The sequence below is a fragment of the uncultured Caulobacter sp. genome, assembly GCF_937900395.1.
GTDB lineage: Bacteria > Pseudomonadota > Alphaproteobacteria > Caulobacterales > Caulobacteraceae > Caulobacter.
This window is the reverse complement of sequence record NZ_CALCDX010000215.1, coordinates 36,828-54,274: the sequence shown is the minus strand read 5'-3', so window position 1 is coordinate 54,274 and position 17,447 is coordinate 36,828. Positions and strand designations below refer to the sequence as shown.

The window sequence follows — 17,447 nt, the reverse complement described above, 5'->3', positions numbered from 1 at the left end:
GCCTTTTTTCTTTAGCCGCGATCACTGATCTGGCCGCTCGCGGCGTCCAGGCTGACGGTGGGGAGGCCCGCGGCCTTCCACGCCATGATCCCGCCGCCCAGATGGCTGTCCAACTTGTGGCCGGCGACCCGGCAGCGATCGATGGCGGTCGCCGAACGCTTGCCCGAGCCGCACTGCATGACGATGCGCCGGTCGTCGGCCAGCGGCAGCGCCGACGGGTCGAACGTCGACAGCGGGAAATTCAGGGCCCCATGGATCCGCTCGGCCGCGAACTCGGCGGGCTCGCGCACGTCGATCAGCAGGATCTGGCCAGCGTCCAGCGCCGCCTTCACTTCCGCGGGGGTGAGATCCTTCACCTTAGATCCGAACATGGCCGTCTCCATCACCGGGGCGGCGTCGCCACCCGTAAAATTCGTAATTGCTAATATGCGGAGATTGGAATATTAAGTCAAGCGCGGCTGGTTGACGAACATCATGGCCGCTCCGGCCGGCCGGTGAGCTGATCGGGATCAAACCAGTAGGGAGAAGCCAGGTGGTAAAGCCTCGCATCGTCGTTCTGGGAGCCGGTCTGGGCGGCGCTATCGCCGCGTTCGAGATCAAGCTCGCCGTCGGCAAGAAGGCCGACGTTCATGTCGTCTCCCAGGGCGACACGTTCCACTTCGTGCCATCAAACCCCTGGGTCGCCGTACGCTGGCGCACGCGCGACGCGATCGAGGTCAAGCTGCCGCCGGTCTTCCAGAAGAAGGACATCGCCTTCACGGGCGTCGGCGCCAGCAAGGTCGACCCCGCGACCAACACGCTGCATCTGGCTGACGGTCAGGCCCTGCCCTACGACTACCTTGTCATCGCCACGGGCCCCGAGCTGGCCTTCGACGAGATTCCCGGGCTGGGACCGAACGGCGGCCATACCCAGTCGGTCTGTCACGTGGCTCACGCCGAGACCGCCGCCGACGCCTTCGACAAGTTCTGCCAGAGCCCCGGCCCGATCGTTGTCGGCGCCGTGCAGGGGGCCTCGTGCTTCGGGCCCGCCTATGAGTTCGCTCTGATCCTCGACACCGAGCTGCGCCGCCGCAAGGTGCGCGACAGGGTGCCGATGACCTTCGTGACCTCAGAGCCCTATATCGGCCATCTGGGCCTGGACGGCGTCGGCGACACCAAAGGCTTGCTCGAAAGCGAACTGCGCCAGCGTCACATCAAGTGGGTGACCAACGCCAAGGTCGCCTCGGTCGACGAAGGCCTGATGCATGTCGAGGAGATCGCCGAGGACGGTTCGGTGCGCGCGCGTCACGACCTGCCGTTCGGCTTCTCGATGATGCTGCCCGCCTTCCGCGGCGTCGAGGCCGTGCGCGGCGTCGAGGGCCTGGTCAATCCGCGCGGCTTCATCCTGATCGACAAGCACCAGCGCAACCCGACCTATCCGAACATCATGGCCCTGGGCGTCTGCGTCGCCATCGCGCCGACCGGCAAGACGCCGGTGCCGGTGGGCGTGCCCAAGACCGGCTTCATGATCGAGAGCATGGTCACGGCCATCGCCCATAACTTGAAAGATATCCTGGACGGGCAGCCGGCGACCCATGAGGCCAGCTGGAACGCCATCTGCCTGGCCGACTTCGGCGACGGCGGCGTGGCCTTCGTCGCCCAGCCGCAGATCCCGCCGCGCAACGTCAACTGGTCGGCCAGCGGCAAGTGGGTCCACCTGGCCAAGGTCGGGTTCGAGAAATACTTCCTGGGCAAGGTCAAGCGCGGCGAGAGCGAGCCGTTCTACGAGAAGCTGGCCCTCGACATCCTGGGCGTCAACAAGATCAAGGGCGGCTAGCGATGCGTCAGTTCGTTTGCCCCGCCTGCGGCGCGTCCAACCGCATTCCCGAGGATCGCGACCCCGCCGCCGCCCGCTGCGGGCTTTGCAAGGCCGAGGTCTTTTCCGGCGCGCCGCTGGACGTCGACGCCCAGGGGCTAGCCCGTCACCTTTCCGGCACGAAGGGCGCGCCGGTGCTCGTCGATGTCTGGGCGCCCTGGTGCGGCCCCTGTCGGGCCATGGCCCCGCAGTTCGCCGCGGCCGCCGCGCGTCTTGGCGCTCGGGCGCGGCTGCTGAAGCTCAACGCCGACGACAATCCCGGCCCCTGCGCACAGTACGGCGTCCAAGGCATACCGGCGCTGCTGCTCTTCCAGGACGGTCGCCTGATCGCCCGCAAGGCGGGGCTGATGAGCGCCGATCAACTCGTCGATTGGGTGGGCTTGGCCACGGCCAAGGCCGCCGTCTGATAGCGAAAGGAATAGTCCCATGACCCTCGATCGCGCCGTGCTGGCCTTCGCCGGCCTTGTCGTTCTGCTCGGGCTGGCGCTCGCGCATTTCGTTCACCCGTACTGGGCTGGGCTGTCGGCCTTCGCCGGCCTGAACATGATCCAGGCCGCATTCACCGGCTTCTGTCCTGCGGCGATGATCTTCAAGAAGCTGGGCGTCAAGCCGGGGACGGCGTTCCGCTGATGCGTCGCGCCGCTCTGATCGCCGCCGCCGCCCTGCTGGCCTCGCCGTCCATCGGCCAGGCGACGACGCTGGAAGAGGCCATCGCCGCGGCGCGCGCCTACAATCCGCAGATCCGCGCCGCCAAGGCGCGGGCGGACGCGGCCGACGCCCGTCTGGACGCGGCCAAGGGCGCGCGACTGCCATCGGTTGGCCTCGCCGGCGAATACATGAGCGGTCGAAACGATCTGGGCGGTTTCTTTAACTTCGCGGCGGCGAACGTCGACCCGCGTTCGGTCCGCCTGGAGCTCTCGCAACCGCTTTACGCGGGCGGCGCGCTGTCCGCGGGCGTGGACCAGGCGCGCGCCGGCCAGGCGGGCGCCCAGGCTCGCCTGGTCCAGACCGACGATGAGCTGCAGGTCGCCGTCGCCCGCGCCTATGCCGGCGTACGCGCCGCCCAGGCCTTCTTCGAAGCGAGCCAGTCGCAAGCGAAGGCGCTCGAGGAATGGGCCCGGCAGGCGACGCTGCGCTTCAACGCGGGCGAGATCCCCCGCAGCGACCTGGACCTGACGCTCGCGCGCAAGGCCGAGGCGCGCGCGGGCGTGGCGAAGGCGCAAGCCGCCCTCGCCGTGGCCCGCGCCCAGTACGCCGCGCTCGTCGGCGCCGAGCCGGTGACGCTCGAGCCGGCGGCCGACGACAACAGCCTGCCTTCGCTGGACGAAGCCCTGACCCGCGCCGAGACCGTCAGCCCGACCCTGAAGGCCGCCGAGGCCGGCGTGCGCGCGGCCCGGGCGGCCGCGTCGGCCGCCGCCGCTCAGGGCCTGCCCAGCGTCAGCCTGGCCGCTCGCGCCGAGCAGGTGCGGGACCAGTTCTTTCCCGGCTACCGATCGGACGCCGTGACGGTCGGCCTGCAGGGGCGATGGACCCTGTTCGCCGGCGGACGCGTCCAGGCGGCCAAGTCCGAGGCGTCCGCGGGCCTCCGCGCCGCCGAGGCCGAGCGCGACGCCGCTCGCGCCGCGGTCAAGACCGCCGTCATCAGCGCCTGGAGCGATCTTCAGGCCAACCGCCTCGCCGCGACCGCGGCCCGGGAACAGGTGCAGGCGGCCAACAGCGCCGTCGATAGCCTGCGTCAAGAGGTGCGGGTCGGGCAGCGCCCCCTACTCGACCTTCTCGACGCCCAGCGCGACCAGCTCGCCGCTGTCGCTCACGCCTTGGCCGCGGAGGGAGAGGTGACGGCCAGCGCTCGCCAGCTGGCGGTCCTGACCGGCGCGAAGCCCGCGTCGCGTCCATAGAGGGCGTCAACCCTCTTCCGCACGATCGCGCGGACCTAGGCTTGGGCGGCCGGGAGGCGTACGGCCGCCGGGCGCCCGCGTCGCCACGGAGCTTCGAAATACCGATCGAAGAGAAAAGGCGGTGGCGGTGAGAGAGTCCGCCAAACCAGTAATCCCATATCGCATCAATGCATCTCACGACGCCTCATTATGACGTTGATTTTCATAGATTAATTCTCAATCCTGTGTCATTCCGCTCAACCCCTACCCAACCGATCCTGAGTACAAAATGGGACCGAAAGTGGGACCCGAAGTGGGGCCGAAAATGAAATTCGGCGAGCTTCGCTAGTGCGACTGGCCGAGGTTTCCGGAAGTGGGACCGGGCGGCTGTTTAAAAGCGGGACCGAACTGAGCTGGAGGCTTGGCATGGGACGTTCACTTCACAAACTGACCGCGATTCAAGCCGCGAAGCTCAACAAGCCAGGCCGCCATTCCGACGGCGGCGGCCTCTATTTGTCGATCGATAAAAGCGGGCGTCGGCGGTGGGTGTTCATGTACACGCGCGCCGGAAAGCGCGTTGAACTCGGGCTTGGAGGCCGCCGCGACCTCTCCCTGGCAGACGCGCGCGCTGAAGCGGCAACTTTACGTGCGATGCTGGCGGCGGGCGCCGACGCCAAGGTCGAGCGCGCCAGAGATGACAAGGTGCAGACCTTCGGCGCCTGCGCCGACGCTTATCTCGAAGCCATGCAGCCTTCGTGGCGCAACGCCAAGCACGCCGCACAATGGAAGATGACGCTCACCAAGTACGCCGCGCCGATCCGCGAGCGCCCGGTCAACGACATCACCACTCAGGACGTTCTGGACGTCCTACAACCGCTGTGGACACGCACGCCCGAGACGGCCGAGCGCCTGCGGGGGCGGATCGAGAACGTCTTGGATGCGGCGAAGGCCAAAGGGTTACGCACTGGTGAGAACCCGGCGCGGTGGCGAGGCCATTTGAACCAGCTTCTACCCAAGCGACAGCGATTGAAGCGCGGGCACCATGCGGCACTTCCCTACGACCTCATGCCCGAGTTCATGGCCAATCTCCGCACACGCAGCGCGGTTGCAGCCCGTGCCCTGGAGTTCCTAATTCTAACCGGCGCGAGATCGGGCGAAGTGCTGGGCGCGACTTGGGATGAGATCGATCTCCAAAAGGAGATCTGGACGGTGCCAGCCGATCGTATGAAGGCCGGCCGCGAACATCGCGTTCCCCTCTCAGGCCGGGCGATGAAAATCATCGCCGAGCGGCTGGAGACTGGGTCGGTCGGTCATGTGTTCCCAGGAGCGACGTCGGCGTCGGCGCTGTCCTCCATGGCCATGGCGATGCTGCTGCGAAGAATGAAAAGCGACATAACCGTGCACGGCTTCCGGTCAACGTTCCGCGATTGGGCCTCGGAAACGACGGGCTTTTCGCACGAGGCTTGCGAGATGGCCTTAGCCCATACAATCGCCAACAAGGCAGAGGCCGCCTACCGCCGCGGCGACTTGTTCGACAAGCGCCGTAAGCTTATGGAAGCGTGGGCCGGATATTGTTCAGGTGGGACAAAGCAAAGAGTGTTCACCTTGCTCCGCGCCTAGGCTCAGGACCCATTGATGTGAGGCGTGCGATCTGATTCAGGCTCCTGAGGAATCTGGATATGAGCGACCTGTATTGGCTGACGGACGAGCAGATGGCTCGGCTGGAGCCTTTCTTCCCCAAGAGCCACGGCAAGCCGCGCGTTGACGACCGCCGGGTGTTGAGCGGGATCATCTTCGTCAACCGCAACGGCCTCCGCTGGCGAGACGCGCCGGCGGCCTACGGGCCGCACAAGACCCTCTACAACCGCTGGAAGCGATGGAGTGAGGCTGGCGTCTTCATCCGGATGATAGAGGGCCTGTCCGGGGCTCAGACCGAACGCCGCACGGCCGTGATCGACGCGACCTATCTCAAGGCGCACCGCACGGCTTCGAGCCTGCGGGCAAAAAGGGGGGCCTTGGGTGGCTGATCGCACGCACGAAAGGCGGCATGAACACCAAGCTCCACGCCGTGACCGATGCGAACGGCAGGCCCATCAGCCTGTTCATGACAGCGGGTCAGGTCAGCGACTACACCGGCGCCGCCGGCCTGCTGGACAGCCTTCCACGGGCGCAGTGGCTGCTCGGTGATCGGGGCTATGATGCGGACTGGTTCAGGGACGCCTTGCAGGCCAAGGGCATCACGCCGTGCATCCCAGGCCGCAAAACCCGCACCGAACCCATCCGTTACGACAAGCGTCGCTACAAGCGGCGAGACCGGATCGAAATCATGTTCGGCAGGCTGAAGGACTGGCGACGGGTCGCCACTCGCCACGATCGCTGCCCGACCGTCTTCCTGTCCGCCATAGCTCTCGCCGCTACGGTGCTGTTCTGGCTATGAGTCCTGAGCCTAGAAGTAATCTCCTTTTATCTGACGCGTAAGGATCGCCCTGGCGACGGCTTCCGGCAAAGTCTTGGCGTTCAGCTTCCGGCGGGCATTCTTGAGATAGAGCTCAATAGTCACGCTGGCCAAATCAAGGTGCTCAGCAATCGCCCCCACGCGCATCCCATGCGAAATGAGTTGAAGACACGTCTTCTCTCGTTGAGTGAGTGGCTCAGCGCCTTGAGGTGCGCTGAGCACCCGGCTTATCTCGTCTGAATTATGCGAGGCGCTTCGCACGACGATTAGGCTGTGAACGGAAAAGCCCAACGACCACCCCCATCCCGGCATACGGAAAATATCCAAGCCCAGCGGCTCCTGCCCATCCCGATCGGCGGGGAGGACAAGCATCACGTGGGGCTGCGATGCAACCTGAGCTAGACTACGTTGCAGGACGGCGTCACCCTGCTCTGCCGCGCCAAGACGCCCCTCGTTTAACCTCAGGGGCCCGCCAGCGCCCACAAGCGCCTCGGCGGCCGGCGACATACCCCTGACCTTGCCGATGCGATCGCACAGGAAGATCGCCGCGCGCACCTTATCGAGGGCGTTCTGGACAACCAATTCGGCCTCCCCCTCAAGCGCCAGCTGGCTCACTGCGGCCGCTCGAGCATAAGGCGCGACAGCCGACAGCACCTGCCGCTCAACTGCCGTCGTGCGTCCCTCCTGGCGGGAGCGAAGGATCGACAACCCAACAAGAAGGTCCGACTTGGCGATCAAGTTGGTTTGACATCCGAACGGATAGTCCGCCCTCTCGACAAAGTCGGCATAGGCCCTGTTGTCGATGGTCAGCGCCTCACGGTCGTAGTCGACCTCGCTCACGACTGCGAGCTCCGGCGCCTTCAAACCCGCCGCAACCCTGGGATTGACCAGCGGGTTACCGCCGTCTAGCGCCTCGAACTCTTCCAAGATTTCTTGGGATATGCCCGTGACCCAGTTGAAGGTTACGCCGTGTGGCGCTCCTACGCCGATGAGCTGTGCCCGGCTGGAGCCTGTCACGAATGCGAGTTGCTCAAGTGCTTCCAACCACTGAACTTTGTCCAAGCCCGCCGCAGAGAACAACGAGACTAGAGAGGGGAGATATAACCCGTCGCTCACGAGAAGACTCTATTTTTGCTCAGTACCGTTAACCTGGGCTCACATATTGGAGGTTGCGCGGAGAATCAAAGGTCCAAATTATAAAAAATGTTAAACCCATTTTCTGCTTGACGGACCAAAGCGCAACCCGAATTTTTAAACAGTACTTGCGTCCGCACACATAAAATCCCCAAGAGCGAGTTTATCATCTTGACCACTCTCTATGAGGGCGTAGGGCGACGATCGACGCCGCCCCACTACGATCCCTAGACGACGGCGAGCTTGGTCCAGACGGGAAGAAGGTTCTCCGTCCAGGCGCGCGCCTGATCCCGCAACTGGTCGAGGTTCTCGTCTTCCGTCTGCAGGGCGATGCCGTCCTTGACGAGAACCTGGTTGATGCTGCGAAGAGCCAGCCATGCGGACTTGGCCAAGGCCTCGGAGCCCTCTTCACCCGCCTTGTGAGCAAGCCAGAAGAGTTGTTGCACGCGGGTCGCGTTGATCGCCGCGCCCGTGATCGGCGACGTCAGGTGGCTCGCCGCCGTCTCAGACAGGGCCCGCGCGGCGAGCGTCTTGTTCAGAGCCCTCGATGCGGCTGCAGATTGCTTGCAGACCTCTGGCTCCGCGGCGGGTTGGACCACGCCAAGACCTTGGAGGATCGACAGGGCCTGGCTGACCTGGGCCAGGTTGAGGCCTTCGGCCAGCCCATCGACCACCTCCGCAATGGCGTGAGGCTCGTGATCGGCGAGGAATTCGAGGATTGGACCGTAGACGGTAGGATTGAGGTCGGCTGGCCCCAGCACGCCCGGCGCGGTCGTCGGCCAGTCCGCGCGCGGCGTGACAAGCACGACACGCAACGCTCTAAACGCCTCGACCTGAGCCGAGGCTGACAGCTTGCGCGGCCCCTTGATCCAATAGTCGCGCCTGAACTGCTGGTTGGTGCAGTAGTCGCGAACGGTTTCGCGCAAAGACGCATCGGAAACAGTCTGGATGAGAGCCGACTGATCAGGCGTCAGGTTGATGCCCGTCGTGTGATCAAGGGTATGGGCCGAGCACACAAAGCTGAGCTTGGCGTCTGAGAGCCACTCCTCAACCTCGCCAAAGCTCATCGGCTGCCAGTCGCGGTTCATGTACTCATGCGCGATATAGCTGCGATCTTGTGTCTTGAGCCGCTTGAAGCGCTCGGCGACGCTGGGGTTGGCCTGCAGATAGCCCGGCTTGGCGTCCAGGAGCCGCTCGACGAAGTCGATCGCCCCGTCGATACGAGCCGCTGCGCCCTCACCGGGGACGCCCATGATGTCGGCGTGTCGCTTCAACAGGTGGCGCAGGGGCGCGCTCGCCGCCCAGCCAGGATTCGTATTGTAGCTGATATAAAGCACGCCGCCGGGCTTGAGCTTGCGGCGGATGAAATCGACCAAGACCTTGCGGTTTTCATTGGAAATCCAGGTCCAGACGCCGTGCAGGCCGATGAAGTCAAAATCAGGGAGATCGCGGCGTTCGCAGAACTCGGCGAAAGCTTCATCGTAGAGCCGAGCCTTGCCTTCCGCGGTGTCCACCAGCGACTGGGCGAAACTGGCGTGGGCAGGATTGAAGTCTGTGCCACACCAATCGATATTCGGCTGCAGCGCGGCGTGGAGCGCCAGCGAGAGCCCTTGACCAAAGCCAAGCTCACATCCGGCGCGGAAGGTCGGCGGTTGGTATCCGTTTGCAATCAGCGGAAGAACCGACCGGCTCGGATTGAGCTCCCCGTAGTATCCGAAGGTGTAATTTACGTCGGTGACGTAACCCTCACTCCACTCAACTGACACGTGCCCCCCCCCCGGTCTAAGGCCTGCCGTTACGCCTATTGGAACATCTTCCCTAAAAAGGGCCCGCCATGCGGCGGGCCCTTCCTAGTCCTCAACTCATCGTCAACCTAGGCGATGAGGATGGTGTTGGCGCCGGCGGCCGTGCCGAGAGCGACCACACCCGTCAGGCCGACCAATTGGACGACCGTGTCAACAGCGCCATCTTGGAAGATGAAGGTGCTGTCGTCAGCGGTCACGCCGTCACCGGTGCGGTCCCAGGCGAAGGCGACCGTCGCGCCGGTGCCGTTCAGCGCGGTCGACAGGTAGGACAGGACATTGCCCAGCGACAGCTGGCCAGCGCCCGTACCCACCGTCTCGGCGCCGGCGTAGACGTCGACGTTGTCGAAGGTCACGACGCCGTTGACGATGGCGTGCGAGGCCACGGTCGTGGCGCCGGTGCCGAAGTTCACACCATTGGTGCCGGCGGTGTTAGCAGCGATCACCGTCGAAGCTAGGTCCAGCGTGTCGGCGTTAGCGCCGGCGATGGCGCCGAAACCGACGACTTGGTCGTAGGCCGCAGCGGTCGATTCGCCGTCCGCGATGTGGACGATGTCGGCGGCCGCATCGACCGAGCCGTTCTGGCTGAGCACGATCTTGTCGGCGCCGTCGCCGCCGGTCACGTCGTCGACGCCGGTGTTGCCGACAAAGCCGTCGTTACCCGCGCCACCGTTGAAGGTGTAGGCGGTGCCAGCGGTCTGACCCAGGAACACGTCAGCGCCGTTGCCGCCGTTGAACGTGAAGGTGGCCGCAGCGCTGGTGGCCACGACGAAGTCGGAGTTAGCCGAGCCAGCGATCGTCGTGCCGGCCGAGACCACTTGAGCCAGCGAACCGTTGAGGGTCGCGCTGCCCGAGTTCAGGACGTTGCCGGTCCAGCTGAGGCTGAGGTCCGCACCTTCGCCGACGGCCAGGTACTGGTCGATGTCGCCACCACCGAGGCCGTCGCCAACCACGTCGATCTGCACTTGGACCAGGCCACCGCTCGTGGTGACCGCGTTGGTCGCCTTCGAGCCGTCCAGGCCGGTGCCGACGTTGTCCGAAACCTTGTCCCAGCCGGTGCCGACCGAGTAGGTGTCGTTGCCGTCCTTGGCCGAGGCGGTGTCATCGCCAGCGCCCAGCGACAGAACGTTGTCGCCACGGTCGGCGGCGACGACGTCGTTACCAGCGCCCGTGTTGATCGTGTCGCTCTGAGCCGTGCCGGTGATAGTGTCGATCTTGGCGCCGCCGTTGATGGTGACACCCTTGCCCGACGAACCCAGGCCGCTGAACGTGTTGGCGCCGGTCGTCGACAGGTTGACGACGGCGTTGTCGCCCAGGGCGATCGTGTTGGCGGTGAAACCACCCACAACGTTCGAGGCGTCAAGCACCTTCAGGCTGTTGTTGGTCGCGCTGCCGACGATGGTGCCGAGGTTGACGGTGCCGGTTGCGGTGACCTTCAGCGACTCCAGGTTCTTGGCGAACACGTTGTCGACCGTGGTCGCAGCCCCGCCCGTCACTTCGTTGCCAACCGCGATCGTGGCGGTCTTCACGCCATGGGCGGTCAGCTTGCCCAGGGCATAGGAGGTGGCGCCCAGGTCGGGGTCCAGGCTCGAGTTGATGTTGACCGCCAGGGTCTCGACCGAGTTATTCTCCAGCGTGACGCCGTTGAACGTTTGAACCAGGCTTTGGTTGGCCGGGGTGACGTCGTCGGTATCGTTGTCACCGAAGAAGTTCAGGGTCGAGAGGGCCGTGTTCTTCAGCGTGATGATGTCGGTCTTGTCGACGCCAGCCACGATGCCGAAGGGCTCGGCGGTCAGGGGCGACAGGTCCCCGCTGCCATCGACAGCCTTGTCCGACAGGATCGCCAGTTCCGTGATCGTGCCAGCCTTCGACAGGTCGATGGTGGTGTTCTCGGTGGCGACGATGTGGAACTTCTCGATGCCCGCCAGCGAGGGCGTGCCGGTCACGTCCTTGCTGAAGGCGGCGCGCACCGTGTCAACGCCACCAGCGTCGGTCAGAACGTCAGCGCCCGTCAGGGTGTCCAGCCCGTTGAAGGTCAGGATGTCGTTGCCAGCGCCCAGCTTGATCGCTTGGTCGGCAGCGCCGACGGTCAGGCGCAGATTGCTCAGCTGAGCTTCGGCGTCGATCGTCTTGGCGACCAGCGTCGAGTTCACGGTGAAGTCCAGGTCGGCGGTGCCGCCCGTGAGCTTGATCGTGCCGGTGTGCTCAGCAGCCTTCGTCAAGGTGACGATGTTGGTCTCGGTGTCGTTGTCAGCGATGGTGACGTTCTCGACCGCGATGCCCGTTTGGGTGCCGTCAGCCTTGTTGTCGCCGTCGATTTCCAGCGTGTAGTTGAAGGTGGTGTCGGTGTTCAGACCGTTGGTCACCGAGATGGCGACGGTGTCCGAAGCGCCCGAACCGTCCTTCAGGTTCAGCGTCACGGTCTGGCCGCTGGTGCCGGTGATGCCGTGCTGCAGGACGATCTTGCCGCTTTCGGCAAGGGTCTTGCTGATGCTGTCGAGCTTGAAGGTCGAGGCACCAGCCGACTCGTCACGCAGCAGAACGCTGGTCAGAGCGGCGTCGAAGGCGTCCAGGTCAGCCACTTGGTTGGCGCCGCCATTGTTGCGGATTTCCAGGGCTTCGACGTTGCTGATCTTCGCCTTTTCCGAAATCGAACCACCGTAGAAGCGGATGGTGTCGACGCCGTCGCCGCCGTTGATCACATCAGCCTTGGTGGTTTCGCCCGCGATGGAGCTGCGCACCCAGAAGGTGTCGGCGCCTTCGCCACCCTTGACGTTGCCATAGAACGACGCGCCCGAGTTTAGCGGGTCATTGCGCAGGCCAATGGCGCTGGTGATGTCGATGCTGGTCGTGCCCTTGAAAGCCGACAGATCGACCGCACGAATGCCGATGCCGTCGCCGATGGCCAGGCCGCCCGTCGCGACCGTAGTCGCTTCGTTGGTCTCGGTCGTGTTGACGATCGCCAGCGAGCCGGTGCCCGAAACGGTCAGGGTTTCCAGGTCGGTGGCCTGCAGCGTCTTGACGTTGTTCACGCCCGTCGACGTCAGCGCCAGGGCCTCAAAGCCCTCGGTGTTCCCGGTGTTGCCGATCGTCAGAGTGTTCAACGTCGCGTTGGTCAGGTTCAGCTTGCCAGCGTCGGCGTCAGCCGTGGCGCGCGAACCGTCCAGAACGCCCGTGACATAGTTGAAGGTCACGTTCTGCAGGACGCTGGTGGTGTTGGCCACCGACAGGTTGGCGGCCGGCTGGCTGATGTTCTGGAAGGTGGCGCTGCCGGCGTTGGCCGTGATGCGCGAAACTTCCAGGGTCTGGATGTTGTTGGCCGAGCGCAGGTCCAGCGTGTTGGTGTTGCCGGTGAACTGGGCCTTGACCGTCTGAATGTTGTTCAGGACGGGCGTGACGTTGTTGGCGCCGTTGTCGTTCGAGTTGCCCAGAACAACGTTGAGCGTCGGGTTCACGCCTTGGCCGGTCAGAACGTCTTCGTTCTGCAGGGCGTTGATACGGTCGCCGCCATCGGGTGTGTAAACCAGGTTGGACTCGAACAGGTTACCCGACTTGATGTCGGTGCCGTTGGTCAGCGTGACGACCGAGCTGCCCGCCGAAGGATAGTTGGCGAAGATGTCGTTGCCGGCGGCCGAGTCGACCGTCAGAACGCCGTCATCACCCAGGTCCGCGATCATCTTCGCGGTCGAAGCGGCATAGCCGCCCAAGCCCGTGGTGGTCGCGATCGACAGGATCTGACCGATGATGGCGGCTTTCACGGCGAGGTCGACATCGGTGGCGCTGGTCAGGCCGGTGTTGGCCTTGATGAAGGTCGACAGGTAGTTGACGTTTTCAGCGCGGCTCAGGTACGCGACGGCGGCGGCGACATCAACGCCAGCAGCAGCAGCAGCGCTGTTGCCGATGATCTTGTCGTAGGCCGAGGCGACGGCCTGAGTGATCGACACGTCCTTGTAGGCAGCCGAGAACGCAGCCGCGCCTTGACCGGAGCCGGTCGCCAGGTTGATCGCGAAGTTAACGAAGCGGTTTTCCTGGTTGAACTTGGCGTAGGCCGCGTCGTTCAGGTCCGAGGTGTTGGTCGTGGAGTCGACCAGGAAGTCCAGACCGGCGGCCGACGGGGCCTTGCCGGTGAAGAACTGATAGGTCGAGATGGCGACCGCGGTCGTGCCGTTAACAAGCGCGTAGGTCTTGGACAGCGCAACGGCGTCCGAAATCCCACCCGTCTGTGATTGGGTCGCGAAAGCGTCGAGCGTGAGCAGCGTGGCTGCGTCCGGCCCCTTGCCGAGATTGGCGTTGGTGTACGCCGTCTTCAGCTGATCCGTCGTGTAAGCCATAGAAATTCTATCTCCCAAAAGGTCCCAAGGCCACAGCCGGCACATGGCCCCAACTATTGCCCTGGGTGGCAGGTACAGCATTGCCAATACGCTCGCAAGGAGTTTTTAGTATAGAGTAATTGCTCTATAGCATTGATACACAGCTCGTCGCAATCACCGGACCACACTTCGAATTATAGAGCAATTACTCTATATGCCAGAAACGCATGTTGCGTTTAAACTTAATAACCCGACTGCACGTTTAGTTTAAACTGTTCGAAATTTATACGAGAGACTATGGATTCCCATAGTGGACGGAGAGCATAAACCCGGCATAACCACGGTATAAAGCTGCCGCCGAAACAATACGGCCAGCCTGAGATCGATTTTCGCCGCCTAGAACGGCACACATGCAGATCTGCATGTGCAGTTCCGTCGATGGGCTAGCTGCAAGTCGAATCGTCATTATGGGCGACGGAGTTTTTGCCTTGAGCAGCTTAAAGAAAAAAGAAACGGCAAAATTCTCCGAACTTCGCAAGGAAGCTGGCTCCTGGCTGAAGCAGAAGCGCCTTGATATTAACCTTTCTCAAAGTCAACTTGCATCCATACTTGGGTCTGATCACTACACTTTTATTTCTCAAATTGAGATTGGAAGAAGTAGAATTCCTCCAGATAGATATCTGGACTGGGCTCTCGCTCTGAAAATTGATCCATATGAATTTGCACAACACATGCTGCGCTTCTACGACCCGGCTATATTTGAGCTCATGTTCTTGGACGATCGAAAGTCTCGCAAGTAATCTACGAGAAAGGCACCCCAGGAGCATGATCAGAGCGCGTTCTCGGCCAGCCGTTAGACACTGGTCGCATCTGACAGGCATGGCCTCTATTCTTAATTGTGAAGTATTTATATACTTTGGGCCCAATGCGGCAGAAGCGCTTCCCGCCGTTAGATATGCTGATTTCAGCCTTCAGCCGCTTTAGGATCGGTGGGTGAGCGCCGCTGGCGGCTAGAGGCGAGCTAAGCTGGAGCTTGGTGCATGGCGGCGCCCCGCTCGAGTTCTTTGTCGAAACGGCTGGCGCCTCAGAATCAAAGTTCGAGGTCATCACCCCGGGCCGACGCAAACCGGCCTGCACGAGGTGACATAATGGCTTCGTTCCTGGACTTCGACTTCACCGCGCCCCTGCCACACCCTGGCGAGATCCTGCGCGAAGCCTATCTTGCGCCGCGCCGTATAACCGCCAGCGCACTGGCCGCGACCCTGGGACTGCCAAACATCGAGCAGATCACGGTCGGCTTGGAACCCATAACCGCCGACACAGCCTTACGGCTCGAACGCGCGCTTGGCGTCGACGCGCAGTTCTGGATGGACCTGCAAAGCCAACACGACCTGTCAAAAGCGGCGATCCAGAGCCGCTCGGTATTGTTGGCAATCGAAACGTGGGAGCTAGCGCTGGAGGCCGAATGACAAGCGCCACGCCGCGTTGGACTACAAGACCCCCCGTTCATGACGACGATCCGCCATCAGAGCAACGCCGGCGCGCGGGCGCTAGGCGCTCTTCGCGGACAAGCTCGGGGCCGATCTTCGCGATGCGCGACGCCGGCGCCGGCTATCGATGGCAATCGTCGCTGAACGGGCCTTCACCTCACGCCCACTCTCCAGAAGATTGAAAAGGGCGATACTGGCGTCAGCATAGGCATCTACGCAGCCGTTATGCAGACACTCGGACTGCTGGACGGCTTGGCTCCACTCGCCGGTATCGCCGAGGATCGAGCTGGCCAAACGCTGGCTAGCGCCAGCCTACCCAGGCATACGCATATCAAGCGACGTGACGGCAGCTAGCCATCGGATACAGACAACGTATGCGTTTTCACTATCCAGCTACGGCTTAGGGCGAGAACCTCGGCAGCCTCGCTGATGCGGTAGGCCATCCGCTCCACTTGATGCTTGGCCATCACGACGCCTCCGGACGGAAGCCGACCGGGTCGGCAATCCAGCGGTTAAGAGCCGACTCGCGCCATCCGGCGCCGTGGATGCTGATACGCACCTGGGCGGGGAACGTCCCCTCACGGATCTTGCGGTAGAGGGTTGAGCGACTGAGGCCCGTGCGCGCCAGCACAGTCTTCAGGCGAACAATGCGGTCCGGATCGGCCATCGTTGCGAGCTCCACAGATTGGGATCTGAAGGCATTCGATGAGCCAGAATTGGATTTCGGGTCGCCAACGACAAGACCTTGCAGGGCCAGATCGTACTCTGGGAAAGAAAGACAGGCTGCCGGCGCCTTTAGCGTAGCCTGCCGCAGCTGGCCGCAGTACGCCCGCCTTGACGCAGCCGAGCTGGATCACCGCCGCCTTCGCTACTTTCTTAGGCGTACACCGGGGCCGGCGGTTTCATCAGCCATCTGGAATATGACACCAGCAGTCTCAAGCGCTCGGCGCACCGCCTCAACGTTGTCGACGGCACTGCGACCTGGCCCCACCGCGCTCTCCATCCTACGGATTGTCGGCAAAGACAGCCCCGCCGCCTCAGCAAGCCTCGGCCCGCTCCAATCCACAAGTGCCCGTGCGGCGCGGATCTGAGCTGCAGTCAGCATCGTATTTTACCTTTAGTAAAGTTTAAGATGCTTTTCGCTTTACGAAAGGCATCGCCGGTGATACTAAAGAAGTAGTACACACCCAGGATCACGTGTCATGAACTCACGTCGTAAAGCGGCGGATGCTGTCGTGCGCCCGTACCATCTATCTCGACGTGTCATACTCGCCGGTGGATCAGCGACGCCGATGTTCAGCGCGACGCCGGGCGGATCGCAGAGCCGATCTGTTGACCTCTGTCACCGCTGGCTCGCCATCGACGCAGAGCAGCGCCGCCTTCAACTGGAATGGGGCAGCCTCGAAGGCCGGCTGATGAAGGCGCACGGCTGGCACCGCCTTTCGCTCGAACAGCAAGCCGGAATACCTGAAGGCGCCAGATTGGCCGCGATCGACGCCCGACTCGATGTGCTGGAGGTGGAAGGCGAAGCCCTCCTGAGAGCGATGAGGCCGGCGCCGGCGACAAGTGTCGCGGCTGTGGCGGCGAACCTGTCGGTCGCCGCGCGCCTCATCTTTGCAGAAGATCATCCACGGGCTCACGGCCTGATCACGCGCGCCATTCGCGATCTCGGCGCCTTCACTGGTGGAACATGACCCGCCGCGTTCGTCCGCGGCGTCACAGCGCCGACCGTTCGCTGGCGACAACGTTCCGCCGCAACGCGAGCGGTTTTCATCAGGCCGCTGAGACCGCGTTGCCGCGCTACCCTGAACTGACGCGATACTTTCTCGCCATCGCGATCGAGCTTTCGCTGAAAGCGTATCTTCTGCAACGCGGGATCACCGATGACTGGTGTCGCGTGCATCTGCGGCACGATCTGGTGAAGGCCCTCAGATCGGCACGGCGGGCGGGGCTTTCCAACGTGCCGACGGCGCTGCCTGAACTCGCCGCGCTGTTGAGCCCCTACTACCGGGTTCACGCCATGTCTCACATGGCGCCGGACGCCATCGCATCGGTGTGCTGGTCGCAGGCCTGCGTGACGGTGCGCGCCTTGGTCGACGCGATCGGGGACGCTGCAGGCGCTCGCTGGCCTGAGCCGCGAGGAGCCGTCTGATGTCGCGGATCCAGATGCCGTGGCCATTCGTGCGCGATCAGGGGTGGCGTTGGCGACATCCTCGCCTCTGGCGAGGTCGCCCGTTCGATCCAGACAATCCGCGGCAGGTCCTGTCGTACGCGGTGCTACGGCTTGGCCGAGATCGGCGCGACGTCTTTCTGCTCAGTCAGATCAAGGCGCTCGACTACGCCCTGATCGCGCGCCAGCTGGGCATTTCAGTCGCGGAAGTTCAGGCGCATCTCGCCGGCGCTCTCTACGAGATCGTCAGAACGATGGATGTGATCGAGCGCGCGCGCCCCAGGTCCATCCCACTGTCCAATGTGGAGCCTGCCGATGTCTCGGGACCATGACCCCTTCGCGGTGTCGCGGCGC

Annotated in this window: 16 protein-coding genes and 1 pseudogene; 12 read left to right on the top strand and 5 right to left on the bottom strand. The window is 63.5% G+C overall.

Translation table 11 applies throughout. The annotated features are described in order from the left end of the window. Positions 1–11: 11 nt before the first annotated feature. On the bottom strand, positions 12–371 hold the full coding sequence (locus Q0379_RS18805; RefSeq protein WP_299015175.1) for a rhodanese-like domain-containing protein: 360 nt from the start codon (positions 369–371) through the stop codon (positions 12–14). 161 nt (positions 372–532) lie between these two features. Between Q0379_RS18805 and Q0379_RS18800 the strand changes: the two genes are divergently transcribed. The 6 genes from Q0379_RS18800 (at position 533) to Q0379_RS18775 (ending at position 6,169) form a co-directional block, all read left to right on the top strand. Beyond that, on the top strand, positions 533–1,816 hold the full coding sequence (locus Q0379_RS18800; protein ID WP_299015172.1) for an FAD/NAD(P)-binding oxidoreductase: 1,284 nt from the start codon (positions 533–535) through the stop codon (positions 1,814–1,816). Positions 1,817–1,818: 2 nt separating this feature from the next. Continuing rightward, positions 1,819–2,262: a thioredoxin domain-containing protein gene (locus tag Q0379_RS18795; protein WP_299015169.1), complete on the top strand. Its 444-nt coding sequence runs from the start codon at positions 1,819–1,821 to the stop codon at positions 2,260–2,262. Between the two features lie 19 nt (positions 2,263–2,281). Further along, positions 2,282–2,485, top strand: a complete 204-nt coding sequence (locus Q0379_RS18790; RefSeq protein ID WP_299015166.1) for a DUF2892 domain-containing protein — start codon at positions 2,282–2,284, stop codon at positions 2,483–2,485. Beyond that, a complete protein-coding gene (locus Q0379_RS18785) occupies positions 2,485–3,753 on the top strand; it encodes a TolC family outer membrane protein (RefSeq protein WP_299015163.1) in 1,269 nt (422 codons plus the stop codon). Before Q0379_RS18790 ends, Q0379_RS18785 begins: the two co-directional genes overlap by 1 nt. A 405-nt stretch (positions 3,754–4,158) precedes the next feature. Next, positions 4,159–5,352: a site-specific integrase gene (locus Q0379_RS18780; RefSeq protein ID WP_299015160.1), complete on the top strand. Its 1,194-nt coding sequence runs from the start codon at positions 4,159–4,161 to the stop codon at positions 5,350–5,352. 59 nt (positions 5,353–5,411) lie between these two features. Continuing rightward, positions 5,412–6,169 (top strand): IS5 family transposase gene (locus Q0379_RS18775; protein WP_299015155.1). Its coding sequence is split into 2 segments (ribosomal slippage): positions 5,412–5,733 and positions 5,733–6,169, totalling 759 coding nucleotides; the frame shifts between segments, so codons are not numbered across the junction. Positions 6,170–6,178: 9 nt separating this feature from the next. On the opposite strand, the gene Q0379_RS18770 is transcribed toward Q0379_RS18775, so the two are convergent. The 3 genes from Q0379_RS18770 to Q0379_RS18760 all read right to left on the bottom strand — a co-directional run bounded on the left by Q0379_RS18770 (position 6,179) and on the right by Q0379_RS18760 (position 13,454). Then, a complete protein-coding gene (locus Q0379_RS18770) occupies positions 6,179–7,303 on the bottom strand; it encodes a helix-turn-helix transcriptional regulator (protein ID WP_299015152.1) in 1,125 nt (374 codons plus the stop codon). Positions 7,304–7,548: 245 nt separating this feature from the next. Further along, positions 7,549–9,087: a class I SAM-dependent methyltransferase gene (locus tag Q0379_RS18765; RefSeq protein WP_299015149.1), complete on the bottom strand. Its 1,539-nt coding sequence runs from the start codon at positions 9,085–9,087 to the stop codon at positions 7,549–7,551. A 107-nt stretch (positions 9,088–9,194) separates the two neighbouring features. Next, positions 9,195–13,454 (bottom strand): hypothetical protein, encoded by a 4,260-nt coding sequence (locus Q0379_RS18760; RefSeq protein WP_299015146.1) that lies wholly within the window; start codon positions 13,452–13,454, stop codon positions 9,195–9,197. A 389-nt stretch (positions 13,455–13,843) separates the two neighbouring features. Here Q0379_RS18760 and Q0379_RS18755 point away from each other — a divergent pair, with 389 nt between their 5' ends. The 3 genes and pseudogenes from Q0379_RS18755 (at position 13,844) to Q0379_RS24310 (ending at position 15,277) form a co-directional block, all read left to right on the top strand. Then, positions 13,844–14,233 (top strand): helix-turn-helix transcriptional regulator, encoded by a 390-nt coding sequence (locus Q0379_RS18755; protein WP_299015143.1) that lies wholly within the window; start codon positions 13,844–13,846, stop codon positions 14,231–14,233. A 348-nt stretch (positions 14,234–14,581) separates the two neighbouring features. After that, positions 14,582–14,902 carry a HigA family addiction module antitoxin gene (locus tag Q0379_RS18750; protein WP_299015140.1) on the top strand — a complete coding sequence of 107 codons (321 nt, stop codon included), beginning with the start codon at positions 14,582–14,584 and terminating at the stop codon, positions 14,900–14,902. 148 nt (positions 14,903–15,050) lie between these two features. Further along, positions 15,051–15,277 (top strand): annotated as a pseudogene (locus Q0379_RS24310) (hypothetical protein). Positions 15,278–15,389: 112 nt separating this feature from the next. Here the strand turns inward: Q0379_RS24310 and Q0379_RS18745 are convergent. After that, positions 15,390–15,590: an AlpA family phage regulatory protein gene (locus tag Q0379_RS18745; RefSeq protein WP_299015137.1), complete on the bottom strand. Its 201-nt coding sequence runs from the start codon at positions 15,588–15,590 to the stop codon at positions 15,390–15,392. 535 nt (positions 15,591–16,125) lie between these two features. On the opposite strand from Q0379_RS18745, the gene Q0379_RS18740 reads away from it, so the two are divergent. From Q0379_RS18740 to Q0379_RS18730, 3 genes are read left to right on the top strand one after another with little or no spacing between them, the layout of a single operon-like run. Further along, positions 16,126–16,617 (top strand): hypothetical protein, encoded by a 492-nt coding sequence (locus Q0379_RS18740; RefSeq protein ID WP_299015134.1) that lies wholly within the window; start codon positions 16,126–16,128, stop codon positions 16,615–16,617. Continuing rightward, entirely contained in the window at positions 16,614–17,075 is a 462-nt protein-coding gene (locus Q0379_RS18735; RefSeq protein ID WP_299015129.1) for a hypothetical protein, read from the top strand. The genes Q0379_RS18740 and Q0379_RS18735 overlap by 4 nt, the downstream gene beginning before the upstream one ends. After that, on the top strand, positions 17,075–17,425 hold the full coding sequence (locus Q0379_RS18730) for a sigma-70 region 4 domain-containing protein (protein WP_299015124.1): 351 nt from the start codon (positions 17,075–17,077) through the stop codon (positions 17,423–17,425). Before Q0379_RS18735 ends, Q0379_RS18730 begins: the two co-directional genes overlap by 1 nt. Positions 17,426–17,447 lie beyond the last annotated feature (22 nt).

What these genes read in the sequence shown, in the direction of transcription:
- Q0379_RS18740 (WP_299015134.1), top strand. Translation starts at nt 16,126, where the DNA reads ATGAACTCACGTCGTAAAGCGGCGGATGCTGTCGTGCGCCCGTACCAT.
- Q0379_RS18780 (WP_299015160.1), top strand. Translation starts at nt 4,159, where the DNA reads ATGGGACGTTCACTTCACAAACTGACCGCGATTCAAGCCGCGAAGCTC.
- Q0379_RS18735 (WP_299015129.1), top strand. Translation starts at nt 16,614, where the DNA reads ATGACCCGCCGCGTTCGTCCGCGGCGTCACAGCGCCGACCGTTCGCTG.
- Q0379_RS18755 (WP_299015143.1), top strand. Translation starts at nt 13,844, where the DNA reads ATGCAGATCTGCATGTGCAGTTCCGTCGATGGGCTAGCTGCAAGTCGA.
- Q0379_RS18790 (WP_299015166.1), top strand. Translation starts at nt 2,282, where the DNA reads ATGACCCTCGATCGCGCCGTGCTGGCCTTCGCCGGCCTTGTCGTTCTG.
- Q0379_RS18760 (WP_299015146.1), bottom strand. Translation starts at nt 13,454, where the DNA reads ATGGCTTACACGACGGATCAGCTGAAGACGGCGTACACCAACGCCAAT.
- Q0379_RS18805 (WP_299015175.1), bottom strand. Translation starts at nt 371, where the DNA reads ATGTTCGGATCTAAGGTGAAGGATCTCACCCCCGCGGAAGTGAAGGCG.
- Q0379_RS18730 (WP_299015124.1), top strand. Translation starts at nt 17,075, where the DNA reads ATGTCGCGGATCCAGATGCCGTGGCCATTCGTGCGCGATCAGGGGTGG.
- Q0379_RS18750 (WP_299015140.1), top strand. Translation starts at nt 14,582, where the DNA reads ATGGCTTCGTTCCTGGACTTCGACTTCACCGCGCCCCTGCCACACCCT.
- Q0379_RS18795 (WP_299015169.1), top strand. Translation starts at nt 1,819, where the DNA reads ATGCGTCAGTTCGTTTGCCCCGCCTGCGGCGCGTCCAACCGCATTCCC.
- Q0379_RS18745 (WP_299015137.1), bottom strand. Translation starts at nt 15,590, where the DNA reads ATGGCCGATCCGGACCGCATTGTTCGCCTGAAGACTGTGCTGGCGCGC.
- Q0379_RS18785 (WP_299015163.1), top strand. Translation starts at nt 2,485, where the DNA reads ATGCGTCGCGCCGCTCTGATCGCCGCCGCCGCCCTGCTGGCCTCGCCG.